Genomic DNA, 21,217 nt, shown 5'->3' on the forward strand with positions numbered 1-21,217 from the left:
CCCTACTTAATAAACTATCCAATGTTAAAACGATGCAACGTCATGTCATTCATGTAAGCCATCTGTACTTTCACACCAACCGCCAATGAGTAACATAGCGGCGTCATGCAATAGGGTAATCATGAAAACATAAATAAATAAGTCCAGCTTTCAAACACGCATCGTTATGCCGTCATTATTGGGCGAAAAATCAACGGTTATCACTCGCGTAAAAACTGAAGCTGGGAGTGTACCATTCTGTTAGACCGCATGCTTTTGCCGATGTCACTCATCAGAGTAAAAAATAGTATCTAAATGGTAATTAACACAATAAAGGCTATCAAGGGGCATAATGAAGAGATGCTACCGGTGACAATTCGCCACCGGTAGTTTTTAGAATGTAGAGAGTTAGCGGGGTATTAAGACGGAGAAACGCTATTCTTTATCTCATTATTCGGTAAGGTTTTATTTGATAATACCGCTTGCAGTTGGTCGTTATCCAATTGGTTGCACCATTTCGCTACCACGATAGTTGCAACCCCATTACCCACCAGATTGGTCAGCGCACGAGCTTCAGACATAAAGCGGTCGATACCCAGAATCAGCGCCAAACCTGCTAATGGTAAATGCCCAACCGCAGAAATGGTGGCGGCCAAGACAATAAAGCCACTGCCCGTGACCCCTGCCGCACCTTTTGAGGAGAGCAACAACACCACCAGTAAGGTAACCTGATGAATAACATCCATTTGGGTATTGGTTGCCTGAGCAATAAATACCGCCGCCATGGTCAGATAAATAGAGGTGCCGTCCAGGTTAAACGAATAACCGGTCGGAATAACCAAGCCCACCACGGACTTCTTACACCCGGCTTTCTCCATCTTATCCAGCATACGCGGTAGCACAGACTCCGAGGAGGATGTCCCGAGCACGATCAGCAATTCTTCTTTTATGTAGCGGATGAATTTGAAGATGTTAAAACCATTAAATTTCGCAATGGACCCCAGCACGACCACCACAAACAACACGCAGGTAATATAGAAGCAGATAATGAGCTGGCCCAGTTGCACCAAGCTACCCACACCATATTTACCGATGGTAAAGGCCATGGCCCCGAAAGCCCCGAGAGGTGCCAAGCGCATGATCATATTGATAATGCCGAAGATAACGCGGGCAAAACTCTCAATAACATTAAAGATAATCTGACCTTTTTCACCCAGGCGGTGCAGGGCAAAACCGAACAGCACAGCAAACAACAGGACTTGCAGAATATTGCCGCTGGCAAAAGCGCCGACTACGCTGCTGGGAATGATATCTAGCAAGAATGGCACAATCCCTTGCTGCGAAGCTTGTTCAGCATAAAGTGCAACCGCCTTTGCATCCAGTGTCGCAGGGTCGATATTCATACCTGCACCGGGTTGCACCACATTAACAATCACCAAGCCAATCAGTAGCGCAATGGTACTGACAATCTCAAAATAGAGTAGCGCAATGGCACCAGTGCGGCCCACGGCTTTCATACTTTCCATCCCCGCGATACCGGTCACAACAGTACAAAAAATCACGGGTGCGATAATCATTTTAATTAGTTTAACAAACCCATCACCCAGAGGTTTCATCTGAGCACCGAGTTCCGGGTAGAAATGCCCCAGTAACACACCCAAAGTAATCGCCGTTAACACCTGAAAATAAAGACTTTTAAACACTGAAGCTTTCATAACTATGTCCTTTTGGAGTAATACACGGCAGCCTGTCGCTTTGCTCTCTGTGATAATTGAGTGACACTTCTTTTTTATCCGTGCTTGCGCGGAAAATAACACCCTCATAACAATATGGAAATTATTAGTTGCACTGGATTGCACCCTAAATGCGAAATTAAGAACTGAAACGCTTCAAGCGGCAGCAACAATCGGAATACGGTCAAATCAACCAGACAATTAACCCAAAATGATTAGCAATAAGAAAGGATAAAAAAGAAGCAATTTACGGTTGTGAAGTATGCAAGGAGTGAATGATTTTTGAGCGGAACATTGAGTGGGCGGTAGCCCCCTTTTTGAGGGTGAAATCAAGGGGGCGGTTTAATACGACGATGAAAACCCGTGGGTAAAAGCACCGAGCAAACAGGCCCTGGGAAGCCGCTGCTCGGCACTTTTTACCAACAGCGGCCCCAGCACGGGCCGCTGTCGGGACTATTTACGGCCGTTCGGTTGTAGCTTCTCGCCCACATTGAGCAAGAACAGTTCATTATCACGAGTTGAAATTCGCGCCGAACCATCGTCCATTCTATAAGCCCCCTCAGTGAAGCCCGCACCATTCAGGAAAGGTGCCACTGCCTGGGGTTTATTGCGCAATGATGCTTCCAGAGCCAGCAGAGCGTAAGGTTCTATGGCATCAACATCAGCATATTGGCGGTCAGGAGAAGCCATGAAGAAGCCGTCTATATAACGCGTTTTAATGATGTTATCGCCGATTTTCTCTGCCAATAGCCGATAATCTGCTACCTGGCTGGCCTGGTAAAGATCCAACAAAGCAAACAAAGCGTAAGGATCACTGTTGGTGGTATCCATTTTCACTTTGACATCTTTGCCCGGCGCAGTACCGATATCGCCCAACCCTTGGTCATTAGCAATACCGCGGGCAACTTTCCACAGCAACGGATCATTGTCGATAGCATAAGCACGCGCATAAGAAATCAGGAATTCATTACCTGCTTTGTATGGTTTGATCACCGTGCCTTTTTTACCGTAATAACCATCACGTGGGAGGGTATAATTTGATAAATCTTGCCCGTTGGCCATCATCGGGCGGAAGGTATTGTCTTGATCGTTATAGGCATATTGAGCAAATGCTTTCAGACCATCCACTGTCCACTTCAATAAATCCTGGCCCTGAGGCCCCAAATCTTTGCCCAACTGCAACTGCATCAAGGCATTTTCAGAATAAAGGGTGCTGGTACGCCCTTTGAGCATCATGTTGCCTTCCAATGCTGCCGGGCCGAACTCCGGCCCAAACTGGCGCTGAGCGCGATCGCCAAATTTGGAATGGGTATCGGCATCATCCGTTGGCTCTTCGCGTTTCAGAGCTTGAGTAAACTGATAAACGCCAAGGCCCGTTTTGGCGTCACGCGGCAAAACATACTGATCAGCCAAGCGCTTAGCCCAGACTAATGCGCCGGGTTCTTGCTGGTGTTTGTAGAGCAAGGACGCAGAATAAATCAGGTCATTGCCCGCATTGAGGAAACTCAGTCCTTTGGTAGCAAAGAAAGGTGGCTGCTGCTCAAATTTGCTTTCCCACAGTGCGCTCATCGGTTTGCCATATTCACCGTGGCGACTGGTTTCAAGAATGCGCCAATCATAAACATGGGCATTCCAAAAGCCGCGAATAAACCGCGCTGTTGCATCACTGTCGACGCTAAACATCAGATCATAATAGGGATAAGCATTTTTCAGCTCGTGCACCATCTCTTTTTCGCTTGGCCCTTCTGGTTGAAGCGTTTTTAGATCAACAAACCGGTGGCCGCCCCAATACAGTAAACCACTTGGGTCTTGATAATTCTGGAAGTGATAGCGAACAATATCTTCAGCGCGCTTCTGATAGCGGGGATCGCCACTCAGCTCGCTCAACCCACTCATAACGCGCATGAGATTTTGTTGTGCTGAGAAATTTGATAATACTGCCCGGCGGCCATCAGGGAATATCCATTCCAGTTGCTGCCCAGTGCGGGGGTCAACACCATCCGCCAATAGCGGGCTAGGTTTATCACCGTGATAGGTATCGGATGCCTTATTTAATACATTATCGACATACTGTTTTACCACTGTCAGGCGGTCGGTATCCGCGGCCTGTCCGGCGGGAATATATAGCGTGGCTAGTGCTGCCATACTCAAAAATAACGCTCTTTTTTTCATGACTTCGTTACCTGTCAAAAATCGTTATAGCGAGGTGTGACCCCAAAGGTCAGAATGTAATGACTTCAGTAATGGATCAGAAACTGTATTTGACGCCTACGCGATAACGAGTTTGGCGTTCATCGGTATTTTTACTGCCAGAGACATTACCGACAGCCATATAAGGGGACCAGTTCTTATCCCACTTATACGTCAATTTAAAATCATGGGTCCAATCGTAATTTTCGTTATCCGCTAGAGTGACCCCGGCTTTATTAGCTTGTTTGTAATCCAGCTCGTAGTCTAATTGGAATTCTTTGTTGATTTTATAACTGAGAACACTCGTCAGATTATAACCATTTTCAGACGTGTCTTTTTTTGTATTAATATTGGCGCTAGTACGCTTGTAATAAGGGCGATAACGTAATGAGATAGAGAGATCATCAACGATATTTGCCTTACCACGTAAATAAGGGCGATAACTGTTAGCACTCGAGCTTGAATCTAATGAGAAACCCGGTTCGATAGAGAATGTTTTATCAATTTTATACACATAGCTGGCAACCACTTCAGTACCATTACTCACACCTTCATGGAATGGTTTATCCTTGTCACTGGCACTTTTCCACTTGCCTTCCAGAGATAATCCGAAGCCATTAGCAAAGCGGTGGGACATTAATAAGCGGTCTTTGTGATTATTACCACTTTGATCTTGTGTTTCATGACGATAGTCAATAGTAACGGCCATTGCGCTGGTGCTGATAAGTGATGCCACTGCCAGAGATAATAATTTAAATTTCATTACAGATACCTTATTTTAATAAATAAAATTAATTATTATGATAAATACAGACTCCATTTATGAAACATCATTCTATTTATTTTGATATTAAGTTCCGAGATCTATGACTGATAGTTCGAAATTAATAAAACCAATATCCATTTATGTGATTTAGTTCAAAGTAAATAGTTTTAACTAATGCACTGACACTGTGGTTTTTTTTGTTCTATCGCAGGTGTAGTAAGGGATTAAGGCTATTTCGGAGGGGTTTTATTTCGAATTAAATAATCTTGACGAGATAGGTGTTAATATTGTAGGCGCGACTTAAATAAGAAAATAGATGCCAACAGAATATTTACTTATGGGTATTATTAATAAATGCCGCTAACACCGCTCTAGCATCAAGGGCGAAAAATATTACCCAAGCTATTGGCGTTACAGTAAGGCAGCAAATGAATGAATCCCGATGAGTCTATTTATTTTAAGGTCAACGGGCAGTCAGTGATTCGGGTCAGTGAGGGAAGCTAACACCGCGGTGGCGTCAAGGGCGCAGGGTAAAACGGGCTTCAAACTCCTCACGGGGTAACGGCTCCGAAAATAAAAAGCCCTGCCCACATTGAATACCCTGTTTTAACAACCATTGCCGCTGCTCATCCGTCTCGACACCTTCAGCCATGACTCGGAGTTTCAGCACGTCGGAGATGGTGCTAATGATTCGCGCCATCGCATCATCTTCGGGCAAATGCTTCACAAAACTTTTATCCAGTTTAATGATATTGATCGGCAAGCTTTTTAGGTGATTGAGATATTGCAGGCCTGAATACCCGGTACCGAAATCATCCAGGGCGATAGACAAGCCAAGCCCCTGTAACTGGCGCAATAACATGAACGCTTTATCGAGATTCTGAATACGCGCAGTCTCAGTAATCTCCAACACCAATTGGTGTGGGTCAATGTTATTGCGGCTAATAATGGTTTGCAGGTGCGTTAGAATACTCTCACATTGAATTTGTAAGCCGGAAATATTGACCGCCAGTGACAAGGTAATTCCTTGTGCTTTCCAGTCAGCCAGAATGCGGCAAGCTTCCTCGAGCACCCAATGACCCAGCGGCATCATCGCGCCACTTTCTTCTGCGTCAGTGATAAACTCTGAAGGTTGACGATAGCTACCATCCGTCTGCCGCCAGCGTAGCAATGCTTCAGCACCAATAATCCGCGGCTCTTCCATATCCCATTGCGGCTGTAAAAACAGGACGAAATCACGATTTGCAATCGCCCGCAAAATGTCTTTTTCCTGCGCCAACTGTTGCGGGGTTTTATGTAGTAAAGGTAATTCAGTCCCCAGCGGACAGCTCATGCCCGCATAAGCCTCAGCTAACAATTGTTGATTGCGATTGTAATTGTGAACCAACATACCCAGTTCATCATCCTGATGATGAGCAGGTAAAGTCAGTTGGTGATTCAGTACCCCTTGCTGACCTATCTTTTCCAGCTCTTTGGCCACCGCACGCAGTGGGTGAATAATGAGGCGATTAATACACCAGGCGAGTGATACAGAGAGTACCAATGCCAGCAGCAAATAAGTCGAGAGCATCGCCGACAAGGTGCTGAGGATAAACTGATACATGCGAAATGAGTCGGCCCGTAACACCAAATGTGCCAGTGGCTGCGGATTGGCGGATACCCGCTCCAGAGAATATAACGGCACCGTTATCTGCACCGGCAGGGAAAAAATACGTTTAGCCCAGCGGGGTACGGGCCTTTCCGTGGGGAAGTTTGCGTGTAATACCTGAATTTGATTAGGTAAAATCACATCGGCACGGCTAAGGATGCCAATGGGGAGTAAATTATTGAGGATATTTTTGGCTTGGGGGATATCGACACTCAAGATTGCCGCAGACAGCGGTTGGCGAACTGAATAGGCGATACTCTCCAACTGCTTGGCGTAATCGTCCTTGCGCTGCTGCACAAAGTGGAATAACTGAATGACGATAAAAATACAGATGGTGACCAGGGCAACCACTGCCACCGCCGCCATTTGCTTAATCGTTAATGAACGCCTTACCCGCAAACTCACTCCCACCCATTCCGACTGAATAAAATAAAATGGTTGCCACAGTGATGCGGCGACTCATCGATGCTGTCCGAGTATACTCGATCGCCCTGAGATTTTATCTTATGAAACCAAACCGGTTGGGAAGAATACCGTGGGTTTCAGTCTTTTCCTATCAGGGAAGCAACTTCAAAGTGCTATTTATCACTGTAAAGTTGCTTTTTTATCTAAAAAAGCGCCACTGGCTGTTACTTAAAGTCGGAGTAAGGCACCAATGGCTGAGGCGGCATATCCAAGTCACCTTGCCACCCCGCCATAGAGTAGCGCAGGTAAATCAGCGCATGACTTGGGGTATAATCTTTAGCTTGCTGGATATCAACTCCGGCCCCCAGTGTCCAGTGCGAACTCAGGCGGCGCTCAATCAAAGCTCGCAAGGTGTAACCCACGCCATTGCTGCTGTCACCATAATCGGGATCACCGCGATCTGGAATAGGCTGCAAGCTATTATTGAGCAGATTTTGCAGTGGATAACGCGCCCGATCATTGGTCGCAGAGTGTGAAACAGACACCGACCCACCCAATTCCCACGACCAGTTATCTGTCCGCTCCCGATAATTTACCGGGATAGCCAGTGACAGATACTTTTGTGGGCTGTAATACCCGCCCTGGCCCAACGTGTAGCCGCTGAGATCTTTTTGGTAATGCCACCACATGCCATTCAAACCGACGGTAAAACGGCGGTTATCCTCATTGATTAGCTTGTAGTAGTAGCCAGTCATAAAGCGCAGCCGCTGGTTATCGGCCACATTTTTCCCGGTGAGATAATAATAGCTCAAATCACTCCAGACCCCGTTAGCTTCCCCGCGGTCATAACTGGCTCCCAAGCTGACACCACTGGCGCGCACGCCCCCCCAAGTGATATTGGTATTGGGGTCTTTGCTACCGGCAAAAGCTAATAATGAGTTGGATATCGGCCGCCGCGAAGCCGTTGCCGTCCAACCAATATGGTCCCAACTGTTGCTGTACGCCAGCCCCCCCACCACATCGACCACCTCAAAGCCCATCGGCGTGGTGCCAATATCTGTGGCCCAACTGTCATTTTGCCACCCCACCGCGACACTGGTGCCAGTGGCCCGTTGATGTAAATTCGTTTGACAAGGAATCTCAGTTTTGTAGCAAGTGCCTGCTTTATAACGGGTATTTTTGTCAAAGGTGCCAGCATCCATATGCACGGTGTCAGTGCGGAAGAACACCCGACCATCAGCTAGCGAAGTATCCACTTGCAGCATGGTGTTGTAGGCGCTGAGATCTGAAATCCCTTCAGTGCCACTTGAATGCAGATAGTCTTGATCCAATGTGACGCGGGTATCCTGCTGACGATACAGATCCGCAGCATCAGCACGAATCCCGCGTTTGAGCCAATCATCCGTGGCTTGATTACGAGTCAGTAAAGTATAACTGTCATTATCTGCTGGAAGCTTAGCCGCTATGCCGCTGGCCACCATCGCCTGCTTGAAGTCATCCTGAGCGGCAGCGGGTTGGCCCTGTAATTGCGCCAGCCGAGCCGAATCACGGAATATTAAAGCATTATCCTGTGATGGGGTGCCTTTGGCGGCGGCTGGTTTTAACCGCTGGAAAATATCTGCCGCTTTGTGTGGTTCACCCACACCACTCCAGGCATTGGCGACCCGCCGCTGAGTATTTAAGCTCGCCCCGTCGCCCGTCAGTGGCTCAGTTTGCAAATGCTGACGCGCCTCGCTGAGGCGGCCCTCGGCGATATAGGCTTCAATCTCGCCCAAACGCGCATCAGGATTTTGCGGTTCACGCGCCCGGACATGCTGATAACCCGCCAGCGCTGCGCTGTAGTCGCCGCGCTCCAGCGCCCAATCTGCCAGTGTCAGGTCAATTTGTGTGTTAGCGGGTTGCTGGCGCAAGGCGGTGATGGCCCCCGCTTCATCACCACTTGCCCGCAATTGGCGGGCCAAAGTCAGCACTTGACCCAATTTCAAGCGCTGGTCTAATTCACGAATATTATCATTCCATTGCGCCGTGGGCAGTGTGGTTAAATGCGCCAATGCCTGACTATCCCGCTCGGTGCTGGAAAGGTAAAGCGCATAGGCATAGACCTGTTCAGGATCGCCCGGTTTACGGCTGGCCAGTTGGTGGAATTGTGCATCCGCTTGCGCCGTCTGGCCCTCTTGCGCCAATGCTTGTGCCAGCCGATAAGTTATCCAGACATCGTCCGGCGCTCTCTGTTGCGCCTGCCGATATTTCTCTGCTGCCTGCTGCCACTGCTGCTGTGCCGCCAAGGTTTCGGCTTGCTGTTTCAGACTCTCTAATTGCAAGTTATCTAATGTGTCGCGCATTTTGGCTTGTTGGCTGCGGGGCAAGTTATTCAGGTAATCCAGTGCTTTTTGTGGTGATTCCCGCTGATAAATATTGGCAAGCCCGCGCACCGCGCTGCTGTTGCTGGGATCGAGACGCAATGCTTGCTGATAATGCTGCTCGGCACTTTTATCATCATGACGGGCCACTGCCACATCACCCAAACCAATTAATGCATAACTGTCGCTGCCGTCGATTTGCCGCGCTTGTTGATATTTTTGCTGTGCCAACGCAGTGTTACCGGCTTTCAGCGCCTTATCACCGGCATCATTCAGCAGCCAGTAACGGTTGGTTTTGATCAAACTGGCCCATTTATCACTTTTCAGGCCGTCTTTATCCGATTTTTGCGCCTGTTCAAATAACTGTAATGCTTGCGCGCGATCGCCACCGCGAGCATACGCCAGACCCAGCGCGCCCAGAATTTCCGGGTCATTGGGTGAGGCGGCCAATGCTTGTTTCAATGCAGGGATGGCACCCGTCCCTTCGCCACTGTCGACTTTTTCCAGCCCGCTCAACCGCGCCTGATAGGCCGGATCAACCAATGTAACCTGCTGATTAGCCAACTCTTTACGAGCAGCATCCGCTTGAGGGCCGGTGGAAAAAACGTCAAGAAAATGGGTCAATGCGGCAACACTTTGCGGGCTGACGGTCATCGCTTTGGTGGTGTCCATCCACAAATCAGCAGCATCTGAAGCCCCGGTAGGGTCTGCGGCCACTTTTTCCAACATGGCGTAGCCAAGTACGGCCTTTTGTTGGCTGAAATACATACGCGCCAGCGCCATGCGCAGGGCAACATTGCCGGGATATTGTTGGTCCAGAGAGGCGAGTTTCTGGGTCGCAAGGGCTTCCTGACCGGGTAGTCGCGCCACCAGCCGCCAATACTCAACCGCCAGATCCAGAGTCGGTGGATTGCCTTGCAGCAATTGATCATATTTAACTTTAGCTTCAGCAACCCGCCCCGCCGTTGCCAGTAGACGGGCCTCCTGCAATTGCTGACGAACTTCAGGTTTTGTCATGGCTAACATCAACTTAGCGCGGCGATATACTTCAGTGTCGGGTGCCAATTGTTGCAACTTATCCAGTTGTTTTTGTGCTTCGGCCAGATTCCCTTGCCGTAGCGCCTGGCGAATTCCTGCCGCGATAACATCCGGATTATTCGGGTCCATCATGTTTAGGCGATACAGGGATTGCTTCACCAACTCATCTTTATTGGTCGCCTCCCCCAATCGCACCTGCTCGAGTAAAAATTGAGTCGGCGACACAGCTTCAGCCCCCTGCGCCATACCGACAAAGGCTTGAGGCAATAACACCAAACTTAATAGCCAGTTTATTTTAATGTTGCGCATTGACTGTTCCATGAAGGCTGAAGTTCCCCCTGACGATTAAAGCTATAGCGATGCTCTGTCCATCCCTGACCAAACAATGTCAGCACCGCGCTGTAGTAGGCATCAGCGCCCGGAGGTGAATCTTGCACACGTTTTTGTTGCTCGCTAAGCACCTGCTGATTAAATGGCGCGGGGTTGCTGGCTAAAAACGGTAATAATGCTGCCGAAAATCCGACCGGCCCATCACCACTGGTTTTGCCGGTGAGGGCATCCGTTTTCTCCGGTGGTATGCCCTGTTGCTGGGTAATCTCCGCCATTGGCTGGAAACGCTGGATGAGTGCGGTCTTTTGCGGGCTATCATTGGGCAACATTCCGGCCCACAGATAACTGCGAATCGCGTCATAGCTGCCGATGTTCGGCTGGGTTTCATCCGGCTGCCAGCCTTTATCCTTTTGCCACACAACCCAATCAGGGCTGAAACCATGAGGTGCCGTTTCCAACCATAACCGCTGATTGGCATCAACCATCTCTTTCCACGGCCCCGCCAGAGAAGCAAAACGCGCCAGCAATTGCGGTGGCAAATAGCTTGGATTGAGCCGCCAGCGGTCTTCATTACTAAAACCAATTTTGCCAGGCAATAACATTTCACCGAGGCCCGGAATATTCACCACTTCTTCTTTAGCAATGCGTTGCAGCAACAAGGTGCCCATGGTCTTATAACGACGGATATCCCACAACCGGCCGGCCTCTAACAAACTGTAAGCAATCCATAAATCAGCATCCGAAGCCGAATTGGGGTCCAAAATATCCCAGCTATTTCCATTGCGTTGTCCCCATAACCAGGCGGGTAGGCGGGCGGTTAAATCCCCCGCCGATAAGTTGTTTTCTGTCCAACTTAATAGCCGGTCAAATGTCTCCCGGTCATCGGCCACCAGAGCAAAAAACAAGCCGTAACTCTGCCCCTCCGACGTGGTTATTTGCCTCGGGTTACTGGGGTCGATAACTCGCCCCCCTTCACTGATATAGTCTTGTTTGAACCGCTGCCATGCAGGCCAATCACACGCGGCTGTCGAACCAAAGCTGGCCAGCAGCAGGATGCATACCAGCCGTTTAAACATGACGACCATCAAAATTAATCTCTCTCATCAGGTGATAACCGACGACGGCTAATCAGACGGAGCAAGCGCCAAGCCATCATTGCGGCGATAACAACCACCAACACGGCGACACCGGCCAGCACTACCGGATGGGTGGATAAGGTATGCCAGATGCGCTCCCACCAAGGTAAGTGGCCGACATAATAAGTTTCGCCGACCCGCAAGCTATTGACACCCGACTCACGAATAACCGCCACCGAGCCAAATACTGCCTCGCGTTTGCCACTGTCGAGCAAAGCATTATTCAGCAAGTTATAGCCCCGTGGGCTATCCGCCAATAATGCCACAATACTGCGCTGTGGGAAGTTCGGTGACTGCACTCCGATAATCGCCGACATCGCCCCTTCAGAGCTGATGGTCGCTTTGCTATCCGCAACCCAGTCCGAATCCGGTGCCATCATGCCGGGCAAGCCCGTTTGGCGGTTTGGCATTTTTACCCAACTTTGGGTTTGATCCACCAGCAGGTTAATCTGCCGATCATCACGGAGTTCTGGCGGGATCGGGCCGATAATCAGCACATCGGCGTCTTTGTCTTTCGCCTGTGACCAGTCATCGGTAATGTTGATACCCACCGCCGGGTAACCCACTTGCGCCCCGATATTTCCCACCGCATTCAACAGCGTCGTCAGCTGTGACGGCGCAGGTTTTGGCGGCACTAAGACCAGGGTTTCGGAGAGATCCGCCATCCGGCTGAAGGGGAAGCCAGCATTGGCAAATGCCCGTAAATCCGGCATTTCCATAAAGTGGCGATAGCCGGAGAAGTCGATAGTGGAGTTACTGTCAATCACCGCGTGGTTCGGAGCGGTAGAGTAAGTTTCACAGCGCCCTTCCGCGCCACTCGCCAGCAAGGTGCTGTAATCAAAATCAAAGCGCAGTTGGTTGGTGGCCCCCAGTCTCAATGCCGGAATGGTTAACTGCTTGGTTGAATCTTGTAAACCTTGCAGTAGCGGCAGCCGCAGGATTTTATTGTCTTGCGGCATATTCGGCGACAGCGGGTAGTCCTGCACAAATTGATTATTCAAGCTGATACTTAAGCGAGAACCATCCATCAGGTGCGTTGAGGTGTAGCGGTATTTCAAGCGCATATCAATGCCCGCACTGCGGATCAGGAATAAATCCGGCGGCAGGTTCAGTGATAAGGAAATAGGCGGCGGCAACAAACCGGTGGTTTGCAACTGATCCGGATATTGCTGTAACTCAGCAAAGGTCATTGGCCGGTCGGTACGCACCCAGTTTGGCGCATCATAGGGCTGTCTTGGTGCCAGTTGCTCGACGTTATCCACCGTCACATTCTGACCGCGGAATAGAATATTACCTTGCGCAATCCCTTTCGCCGCCGTGATTAAGTCATTGTCATCGCGCCCCAAAATCAGCAACAGCTTCACATACGGATCATCCGGATGGCTGATGATTTCCACCGTCGGTGCTTTGACCGGCGGGTAATCTTTCAGGAAATCAGGGCGTTGGGTGTTTGTCGCAAACACCACCGCATGTTGAGTGGGCAGTTGATTATATAAAACAGGGAAACTCTGCCCACGCCATTGCGCTTTGTCACCAAACCAGGATGCCAGAATAGAGGCCGCACGCTGTTGGGCCACATCAGGCACCGCAGCAAACACCACCGGCAAAGTCAGCGGGCGGTTATCCCGCGCATCAAAGAAAGGCTCAGGGAAATGGGATAAATCATTTTTGACTGACAATGATTGATAGCGCAAATCCAACGAGCTGGATTTACTGATATCCAGCCACAGCGTATTACTGGCCGGGTTCTCACAAATACTCTGATAATGGCCGACAAACACTAACCGCAATCGGTTGAAATCACTGATATAAAGCGGATCAATCGGCAACTGGATCCGCGTGGGTTTACCCAGTTGATCTTTAGTGATCGCCGTGACGCCCATCAGCTCGTCATTCAGGAAGACTTTGACCTGCGACTCCACCGGAATCAGTGACGGCGACGGAGTAAATTCGAGATTTAACATGGCATGAGTGACCACTTCATCACTGCGCACGCCAAATTCAATCACCCCTTCAGGATTAGTGCCACGCAAGGCGAATGTCCCCGGTGGCGGGGCAATTTTCGCAAAGGTGTAACTCACATCGCGAACCGGCACATTCGGCTGTACCGTCGGGGCGGCAGGGGCCAGCTCCACGGTTGCTTCAGCGGCAGGTGTCGAGTCCGCCGATTGAATTGCCGGAACAGCCAATGTTTCGGCTTGGGTAAATGGTGCTAACCCCAAAGCCAGTGCGGTAAACCAGGTTATTTTTCTCGTCATCATATCATCATCAATGTTGAGCCATTGTCTGGCCCTGGCTACTCGGAGCCTGATTTTTATCCACGCCATGGGGTACAAATGAGGCAATCCAGGCAATCAGGGAGGTAAATCCTATCAATACATTTCGAATCACCGGCGGAGCATAGCTGGCCATCCGAACATAGCCTCTAAAGCCCAGCGCCAAGACATCGCGTAGGCTTTCAATCGGTTTATCTTCTGGGAAGCTATCCTGCCACAGCGCCCATGTGTCAGCGCGAGCAAAGGTACACTGTATAAAATCAATATGTTGGGCTACAGTCAGCTGATGCATCCGCATGCCGACTTTAGTGCCAAAAGCGCGGGTGACTTCACACGGGAAGGTATATTCCTGTGCGCCGCGTTTAAGCAGCAAATGCACGGCTTCGCCATCTTTCAGTAACCCGGCTTCGCGCATCTCAATCCCCACCCCACCATCGGAATAGTCGCGCAGAGTACAGGAGAATAAGTGACCATCAGCCCGTGCGACCCCAGCGGGCATGGCAATTTCGACCCGGTGGGACTGGCGCACTTGTTTAGCTTCAACTGCCACCGCCACCGCTCCACCTAAAATTGTCATATTATAAATGACCCACACCAAGCTAATGACCACGGTCATGATTTCAGTGGCCGGGCCATAGCCCAAGCGCCACAAGCCCGCAATCAACCCCGCCAGATTGAGCAGAACCAGCGCCATATAAGGGCGGGTAATCACCCAGTCCACATGTTGCTCTTCAACCAAACCGCCTTTTGCCGTGACATTAAATGTCCCTTTGTGAGGATTGAGCAGTGCCACCGTGGTCGGGCGGGCAATATACCAGGCCAGCACGGTTTCATAGATTTCACTCCAGAATGAGTGGCGATATTTACCTTGTAGACGGGAGTTAGTCAGACTGGCGTGAATCATATGCGGCAGCACATAAAGTGCAATCGCCAGTGCTGGCGCGAAAATGATGTAAGCATGCAGCAGCAGGAATGCCAGCGGAGCTGTCAGGAAGATCAACCGCGGAATGCCCGATAAAAAGTGCAACATGGCGTTGGCGTAGCACAAGCGCTGGACAAGTTTTAGCCCTTTGCCCAGCAGCGGATTATCCAGCCGGAAGATTTGCACCATGCCCCGCGCCCAGCGGATACGCTGCCCGATGTGTGCTGACAAACTTTCCGTTGCCAACCCGGCGGCTTGCGGAATGCGGATATAAGCGGAAGTGTAGCCTTTGCGGTGCAGGCGCAATGAAGTGTGGGCATCTTCGGTGACAGTTTCCACCGCGATCCCGCCCACTTCATCTAAGGCGCTACGGCGTAAAACGGCACAGGAGCCACAGAAGAAAGTCGCATCCCACATATCATTACCGTCTTGAACCAGGCCGTAGAATAAGGTGCCTTCATTCGGTGTTTGACGAAAACGCCCCAGATTTCGCTCGAAGGGGTCGGGAGAGAAAAAGTGATGCGGCGTTTGAATCATGCCGAGCTTTTTATCTTTAAAGAACCAGCCGACGGTCAATTGCAGGAAAGAGCGGGTCGGCACATGGTCGCAGTCAAAGATAGCGACAAACTCACCAGTGGCCTGTTTCAGCGCATTATTGATATTACCGGCTTTGGCGTGTTCATGAGTGGGACGGGCAATGTAGTGCACCCCGACTTCGGCGGCAAAATCGCGAAAAGCGGGCCGGTTACCATCATCCAAAATATAGATGTTAATTTTGTCTTTCGGCCAATCAATACCCAATGCCGCATAAATGGTCGGTTTGACCACACCGAGGTCTTCATTATAAGTCGGCACCATCAAATCAATGGTTGGCCAGCTATTGATATCTTCCGGCATAGGCACCGGCTGGCGGTTTAGCGGCCAAATCGTCTGGAAGTAGCCCAACACCAGCACTACCCAAGCATAGGTTTCGGCTAACAGTAATAATAAGCCGCACACCAAGCTCACCGGGTCATCCCAGTTAAGCGTTTCGGTATAACGCCACCACAGGTAGCGGCAGGAAACGGTTAACGACAACACAATCAGCATCAGGGTAGGTAAGCGCCCCGGCACCCGCCGCACCACCATGGCAATGGCCCATAACAGTAAGACAAACACGAATTGCGCCATCATGCCGAAAGGTTGCGAAATACACAGCAAGGCCAAAATACTGGTGAAAATACCCAGAATAATAAACAAGATACGGCGAGCTCGTCTTGGTAGTTGGCTTAATCGGTTGGCAACTGATTTCTCTATTCGCTGGAGTTCAAAACGCTGGGGAATTTCCCCCAACCAACTGATATAGCTCTGTCTTTTGTTTTTTACCCAGCCCTTACCGACCGCCGCTGGCCGGCGTTTTTTATTATGGTCTGATTGTGGACGGATGAATAACAGCCACAGCCCTTGCAGCAGATAGCGCAAACCATCCCCCAGGCGCGGGCGATTAGGTGAAATCTGCGGGAACCAGTAAGTCCGGTGCTGTATCACATACTGCCAGATTGGGGACTCCAGGCGCAGGAATACCCAGCACAGTGGCAGCGCCATCGTGGTGAGAAGGGCCGTGAGCACCGTGCAGCCTTGCTGCATATAAAGATGATAGCGCCGCCGCATCGCCTGATAAATCGGTGTCTGAAATAACATCCGTATCAGGCGATTCATAGGCTACTTTCCGTCACATTAATCAAGCACCAATTCGCCAATGTCATCACCTCTTCCGCTGCCAGACTTTGCGCGCTGTACTCGCCCAATGGCTGCTTGGCCGCCAATGCTTCGGCCAATGCTTCATCGCGGTGAATAAAGGTCGGTAATAAGCTATCCAGACTTTGCAGCCAGAGCTGATGCAAATCTTGTTGTAAGCGGCTACTGGCAGCAAACTGATTCAGCAAAAAATGACAGCCAGCCGGTAAATTTTGCTGATGCAGGCGAATATGGCAACTGGCATCCGCATGAATCAGAATCAGGGTTTGATCCGCCAACGCCAATGCCTGACGGGTGAATACACTGTCGCCAACGGGGATATCCAGTAAAATCCAACGATAAGCTGCGCGGTCTTGCAATGTGGACAGATTCTCCTGCCACTGACGCGGATTTTGCTGCAAAAATGTGCTGAGTTGCTCATTTTCAGCTTGAGTTAATTGGCCAAATGGCACGAAATCCAGCTTCTCGGTGTAGCGCATGGCCCCTTGCTGCCAGCCTTCACCATCAATTTCAGCTTTAGCCCAACCACGGGATTGCTCAAAACTCATATTGAAATGCAATCGCAGTAAGTTATCCGGTGAAAAATCAATCACCAACACCGATTCATCCAATTGCTGTAACGCCCATGCCAGAGCCGCAGTGACCGAGGTGGTACCAACGCCCCCCCTTACGCCTTGTAACGCCAATACCGGCATAAACTATTCGCTCCCTGTGGATTGCGCTAATTCTGCCAACAATGGCCAGCGAGCCATCATTTGGATTAATCGTTCCTGACGGACAATATCGATATAACTTAACGTGGGTAACGAGAAAGCCTGACTTAATGCAAGCAGATCATCCTGAGCCTCAAGTGAAGTTTTTTCATGAAATCGATTTATTATAGTCTTCATTTATCCGCCTTGAGAAAATAGACTATGTTAATTAAGTATAATAATGATCGTTTTATACTTTACTTGATAAGAAGAATCTTAGATTAATATTCAGGCAAGGACATTGGTTAATACTTATTGCAATGTTACAATTGTTTTTTAACTTTATCTAGTTATTGGCCCAATAGCACTTTAACGAAAGCAGATAATGAATCTATGTCACGATGTTTCTCATTAGGTGTTCGCGAAATCTGGGATGAATTGGCCGTATTACAGGCTCCCGGATTCTATTGGATCAATATTGAACGTCAAATAGATGCCAACTTATTCTGCCAGCAAGTTATTCGTAACCAACCCGAAGATACCCGGGCGGCATTGATTTGCTCAGGGCAAAAACCTGAAAACCTCCTGACTAATATCGGCCATTCTGGCCCCAAGAAATTGCCGCTATTTACATTACCTGCTCAAAAAAATGCCTTAAAATTTTTAACCCATGACTTAATGCGTTCATTGCGCCCACAACAGCGGCTTTTCATTCTGTTTGCTCCCGCTAGCCTGTGGCAAACCTTTACCAGTGAAGAGATGCAGCAGTGGCTACAGCAGATTCAGCAATGGCTGGAGGCCCAGAACTGCACATTATTGGTGATTTGTCACAGCTCCGGCATTAATAAAGTTAAAAATCAGTTAGTCAGTCAGCACCGTTATTTACAAGGCCTGGCTAATCTGCAATGGCAGCAGGATAATGCGCAATATATGGTTGCCTGGTGGAGCACAACAAAAGGGGTGACCGCCAATCAATTAGTCTTGCTCGAAGCCGATGAACAAGGCTGGAGTATGGCGGATGAAGTCCAGCAAGCTCTGCCACAATCGCGCAATGATGAGCATCTCTATTTAGCCCATACCCACATTCTGGAAGGCGCCCCCCCGCTTTCTAGTCACTGGCAATTGCTGGAGTCCAATGCGGCTTTAGCTCAGCGGGCAATGACGGCGCATGCCGCAACACTGATTTTTGCGCTGAATCAAAGCGAGCAAATTGATGAAATGGCGCATCAAATCCATAACATTCGCCGTCAACGCGGCAATAGCGTGAAAATCGTGGTACGCGAAATGCACGCCAGCCTGCGCTACAGCGATGAGCGCTTGTTACTGGCCTGCGGTGCCAACCTGATCGTCCCACAGGTTGCGCCATTATCGCGTTTTCTGACAATGCTAGAAGGGATTCAAGAGCAGCAATTCTCTCGCCATGTTCCCGAAGATATCAATGCGTTACTGGAAGCATTGCGCCCACTTCAGCTCAAAGGCTATCTACCACCGGTGGAGTTTTGCCACTCGGTGTTGCAGTTGATGAACAACACCTTGCTACCGGAAAATGGTAAAGGCGTATTGGTTGCGCTGCGGGCCGTGCCGGGGTTACAGGCGCGTCAAGCGCTGACACTGTGCCATTTACGCCGCTATGGCGACGTGGTGACGGTGTCTGATAATCGGTTGATATTGTTCCTTTCCACTTGCCGCATCAATGACTTAGACACTGCTCTCAGTCATATTTTCCGCCTACCCGTGGCCGAAGCATTCAGTAATAGGCTGGTGTGGTATCAGGATCAGGAAATTATTTCGGAGGTTAACAGAATGATTAATACTCCCGAAGCATGGCAAGCTGCTGGTGATAAAAAGACTTATAAACAAGAAGTTGATGCACCAGACCAGGTGGAAGCCACCCGGCGCACACCCGTGCCATTGACACTGACCACCCGCCACCGTCAGGAGAATACCCATGAATCTCAATGATATTTGGCAAATTCTGTTGCTGGGCGCGATTATCTTTTTCCCGCTGGGCTATAGCGCTCGCCGCTGGTTTCCGCGGTGGTGGGAGAAAAAACAACATTTGTTCTTATCCGCGCGCTATTTAAAATCAGAAGGGATTTGGTTGCGTGATGGCTCCTCTTCACAGACTAAGAAATCACCATGAATGCAAAAAATAAACAGCAAGAATCGCAGAGTCCGTGGCGCTATTGGCGTGGTCTGGGCGCATGGAACATCTATTTCCTGTTCAAGTTTGCCCTGCTGTGGTTTGGTTACCTGAATTTCCATCCCTTAGCAAACTTAGTATTTTTGGCCTTTCTGCTGTTCCCAATCCCGGCGTACCGCGTCCACCGCTGGCGTCACTGGATAGCCATTCCCATCGGTATTGGCTTGCTCTATCACGATACCTGGCTGCCGGGTATCAACAGCATCATGAGCCAAGGCTCCCAAGTAACAGGGTTTAGCTTTAGCTATCTAATTGAATTATTTGGACGTTTCATTAACTGGGCCATGATAGGAACCGCCTTCACCATTCTGGTGGGCTACCTGTTTATTTCGCAATGGATTCGCGTCACTGTTTTTGTCGTCGCAGCCATGATTTGGCTGAATATCGCCGGTATTGCCGGGCCGGCATTTTCTCTGGCCCCAACAGTGGAGACTGCGGCAGCAACAGCCGCGCCAGCCAGTACAGAGCAACCCGCAGCCGGGGGCAGCCCTGTCGAAGCGGGTGGCCCGCCCACTGATGCTAACCTGAACGCCCATTTGAATGTTTTTTATGAGCAAGAAAAAACTCGCCGCACCACATTCCCGGCATCACTGCCTGGTGACGCGCAACCATTTGATTTATTAGTGATTAATATCTGTTCATTGTCATGGTCAGACATCGAAGCGATTCAACTGGATAAGCACCCGCTGTGGAGTAAGTTTGATATTCTGTTCAAAAACTTCAACTCAGCCACCGCCTACAGTGGCCCAGCGTCTATCCGCCTGTTACGCGCTAGTTGCGGCCAGTCATCACATAAAGACTTGTATCAGCCACAAGACCAGCAGTGCTATCTATTTGATAACTTAGCCAAACTTGGATTTACTTCCCAGTTGATGATGGACCACTCCGGTGTCTTTGGTAATTATCTGCAAAATATCCAAGAAGACGGCAATATGCGCGCGCCAATGATGTCGCAAAAAGGCATTAGTAATCAATTAGCTTCCTTTGATGGCGAGCCGATTTATAACGATCTGGAACTGCTTAACCGCTGGCTGGAGCAGCAGAAGAGTGGTGGCGATACCCGCAGCGCAACTTTCATGAATATCATACCCTTACATGATGGCAACCGCTTCGTTGGTACTAACAAAACCGCGGATTATCAGGCGCGCGCCCAAACTCTGTTTGACCAGTTGAACACCTTCCTTGAAGAGTTGGAAAAGTCAGGTCGGAAAGTCATGGTGGTTGTGGTGCCAGAGCACGGTGCCGCTTTGGTTGGCGATAAAATGCAGATGTCTGGTCTACGCGATATCCCAAGCCCTAGCATCACGCATATCCCGGTGGGGATTAAATTGATTGGCATGAAAGCGCCACAACCCGCCAGCCCGGTGATTGTCAGCGCGCCCAGCAGCTATCTGGCTATTTCTGAATTAGTGTCACGAATGGTTGATGGCAAAGCATTTACCGCACCAAGTGTTGATTGGCAGACATTGACACAAGGTTTACCGGAAACTGCCGTCATTTCAGAAAATGATAATGCTATTGTGATGCAATATCAGGGCAAACCCTATATTCGGCTCAATGGCGGTGATTGGGTACCTTATCCCCAATAATCCCGTTTCACTTCTGAGCAAAAAAGAGTGCAGTTAATGCACTCTTTTTTATTAGTTTCAAATAAACCATATCGACAATATTATTCAGAAACGAATAGAGATAATTTTTTTGATAGAATGATTAAAATCATATTTCGCATTCATTGTTAATGATATGTGACCTATTAATTTAATTTTCTCACACTCATTATAGCCACCATCTATTACGTTATT

13 protein-coding genes are annotated in these 21,217 nt (G+C 49.4%); 3 read left to right on the forward strand and 10 right to left on the reverse strand.

Annotated features, from left to right (window positions below):
• Positions 1 to 398 precede the first annotated feature (398 nt).
• The 10 genes from OVO64_RS06105 to bcsR form a co-directional block, all read right to left on the reverse strand.
• Complete coding sequence (locus OVO64_RS06105) at positions 399 to 1,694, reverse strand: dicarboxylate/amino acid:cation symporter (protein WP_038637443.1); 1,296 nt, start codon at positions 1,692 to 1,694, stop codon at positions 399 to 401.
• A 471-nt stretch (positions 1,695 to 2,165) separates the two neighbouring features.
• The gene (locus tag OVO64_RS06110) at positions 2,166 to 3,884 is read right to left on the reverse strand and encodes a pectate lyase (protein WP_038637446.1); all 1,719 of its coding nucleotides are present in this window, start codon (positions 3,882 to 3,884) and stop codon (positions 2,166 to 2,168) included.
• Between the two features lie 76 nt (positions 3,885 to 3,960).
• Entirely contained in the window at positions 3,961 to 4,665 is a 705-nt protein-coding gene (locus OVO64_RS06115) for an oligogalacturonate-specific porin KdgM family protein (RefSeq protein WP_038637449.1), read from the reverse strand.
• Between the two features lie 520 nt (positions 4,666 to 5,185).
• On the reverse strand, positions 5,186 to 6,715 hold the full coding sequence (locus OVO64_RS06120; protein WP_072089167.1) for an EAL domain-containing protein: 1,530 nt from the start codon (positions 6,713 to 6,715) through the stop codon (positions 5,186 to 5,188).
• 230 nt (positions 6,716 to 6,945) lie between these two features.
• Positions 6,946 to 10,428, reverse strand: a complete 3,483-nt coding sequence (bcsC, locus tag OVO64_RS06125; RefSeq protein ID WP_267248666.1) for a cellulose synthase complex outer membrane protein BcsC — start codon at positions 10,426 to 10,428, stop codon at positions 6,946 to 6,948.
• Entirely contained in the window at positions 10,410 to 11,534 is a 1,125-nt protein-coding gene (gene bcsZ, locus OVO64_RS06130) for a cellulose synthase complex periplasmic endoglucanase BcsZ (RefSeq protein WP_267248667.1), read from the reverse strand. Before bcsZ ends, bcsC begins: the two co-directional genes overlap by 19 nt.
• A gap of 5 nt (positions 11,535 to 11,539) precedes the next feature.
• On the reverse strand, positions 11,540 to 13,843 hold the full coding sequence (bcsB, locus tag OVO64_RS06135; RefSeq protein ID WP_267248678.1) for a cellulose biosynthesis cyclic di-GMP-binding regulatory protein BcsB: 2,304 nt from the start codon (positions 13,841 to 13,843) through the stop codon (positions 11,540 to 11,542).
• A gap of 10 nt (positions 13,844 to 13,853) precedes the next feature.
• The gene (bcsA, locus tag OVO64_RS06140; protein ID WP_267248668.1) at positions 13,854 to 16,481 is read right to left on the reverse strand and encodes a UDP-forming cellulose synthase catalytic subunit; all 2,628 of its coding nucleotides are present in this window, start codon (positions 16,479 to 16,481) and stop codon (positions 13,854 to 13,856) included.
• Positions 16,478 to 17,215: a cellulose biosynthesis protein BcsQ gene (gene bcsQ / locus OVO64_RS06145; protein ID WP_267248669.1), complete on the reverse strand. Its 738-nt coding sequence runs from the start codon at positions 17,213 to 17,215 to the stop codon at positions 16,478 to 16,480. Before bcsQ ends, bcsA begins: the two co-directional genes overlap by 4 nt.
• A gap of 3 nt (positions 17,216 to 17,218) precedes the next feature.
• A complete protein-coding gene (bcsR, locus tag OVO64_RS06150; RefSeq protein WP_145509402.1) occupies positions 17,219 to 17,410 on the reverse strand; it encodes a cellulose biosynthesis protein BcsR in 192 nt (63 codons plus the stop codon).
• Positions 17,411 to 17,605: 195 nt separating this feature from the next.
• Between bcsR and bcsE the strand changes: the two genes are divergently transcribed.
• The 3 genes from bcsE to bcsG are packed head-to-tail and all read left to right on the forward strand — an operon-like array spanning position 17,606 to position 21,004.
• A complete protein-coding gene (bcsE, locus tag OVO64_RS06155; RefSeq protein WP_145585894.1) occupies positions 17,606 to 19,174 on the forward strand; it encodes a cellulose biosynthesis protein BcsE in 1,569 nt (522 codons plus the stop codon).
• Positions 19,161 to 19,355, forward strand: coding sequence for a cellulose biosynthesis protein BcsF (bcsF, locus tag OVO64_RS06160; protein ID WP_038637471.1), 195 nt, complete (start codon positions 19,161 to 19,163; stop codon positions 19,353 to 19,355). The genes bcsE and bcsF overlap by 14 nt, the downstream gene beginning before the upstream one ends.
• Positions 19,352 to 21,004 (forward strand): cellulose biosynthesis protein BcsG, encoded by a 1,653-nt coding sequence (bcsG, locus tag OVO64_RS06165; RefSeq protein WP_267248670.1) that lies wholly within the window; start codon positions 19,352 to 19,354, stop codon positions 21,002 to 21,004. Before bcsF ends, bcsG begins: the two co-directional genes overlap by 4 nt.
• Positions 21,005 to 21,217 lie beyond the last annotated feature (213 nt).

The sequence above is a fragment of the Yersinia sp. Marseille-Q5920 genome, from assembly GCF_946902935.1.
Taxonomy (GTDB): Bacteria; Pseudomonadota; Gammaproteobacteria; order Enterobacterales; family Enterobacteriaceae; genus Yersinia; species Yersinia rochesterensis.

Bases quoted from the DNA above. Each gene is read 5' to 3' on its own strand.
- bcsF (WP_038637471.1), top strand. From the start codon at position 19,161: ATGAATCTCAATGATATTTGGCAAATTCTGTTGCTGGGCGCGATTATC.
- bcsQ (WP_267248669.1), bottom strand. From the start codon at position 17,215: ATGCCGGTATTGGCGTTACAAGGCGTAAGGGGGGGCGTTGGTACCACC.
- bcsC (WP_267248666.1), bottom strand. From the start codon at position 10,428: ATGCGCAACATTAAAATAAACTGGCTATTAAGTTTGGTGTTATTGCCT.
- bcsA (WP_267248668.1), bottom strand. From the start codon at position 16,481: ATGAATCGCCTGATACGGATGTTATTTCAGACACCGATTTATCAGGCG.
- bcsB (WP_267248678.1), bottom strand. From the start codon at position 13,843: ATGACGAGAAAAATAACCTGGTTTACCGCACTGGCTTTGGGGTTAGCA.
- bcsR (WP_145509402.1), bottom strand. From the start codon at position 17,410: ATGAAGACTATAATAAATCGATTTCATGAAAAAACTTCACTTGAGGCT.
- bcsZ (WP_267248667.1), bottom strand. From the start codon at position 11,534: ATGGTCGTCATGTTTAAACGGCTGGTATGCATCCTGCTGCTGGCCAGC.
- OVO64_RS06110 (WP_038637446.1), bottom strand. From the start codon at position 3,884: ATGAAAAAAAGAGCGTTATTTTTGAGTATGGCAGCACTAGCCACGCTA.
- bcsG (WP_267248670.1), top strand. From the start codon at position 19,352: ATGAATGCAAAAAATAAACAGCAAGAATCGCAGAGTCCGTGGCGCTAT.
- bcsE (WP_145585894.1), top strand. From the start codon at position 17,606: ATGTCACGATGTTTCTCATTAGGTGTTCGCGAAATCTGGGATGAATTG.
- OVO64_RS06115 (WP_038637449.1), bottom strand. From the start codon at position 4,665: ATGAAATTTAAATTATTATCTCTGGCAGTGGCATCACTTATCAGCACC.
- OVO64_RS06105 (WP_038637443.1), bottom strand. From the start codon at position 1,694: ATGAAAGCTTCAGTGTTTAAAAGTCTTTATTTTCAGGTGTTAACGGCG.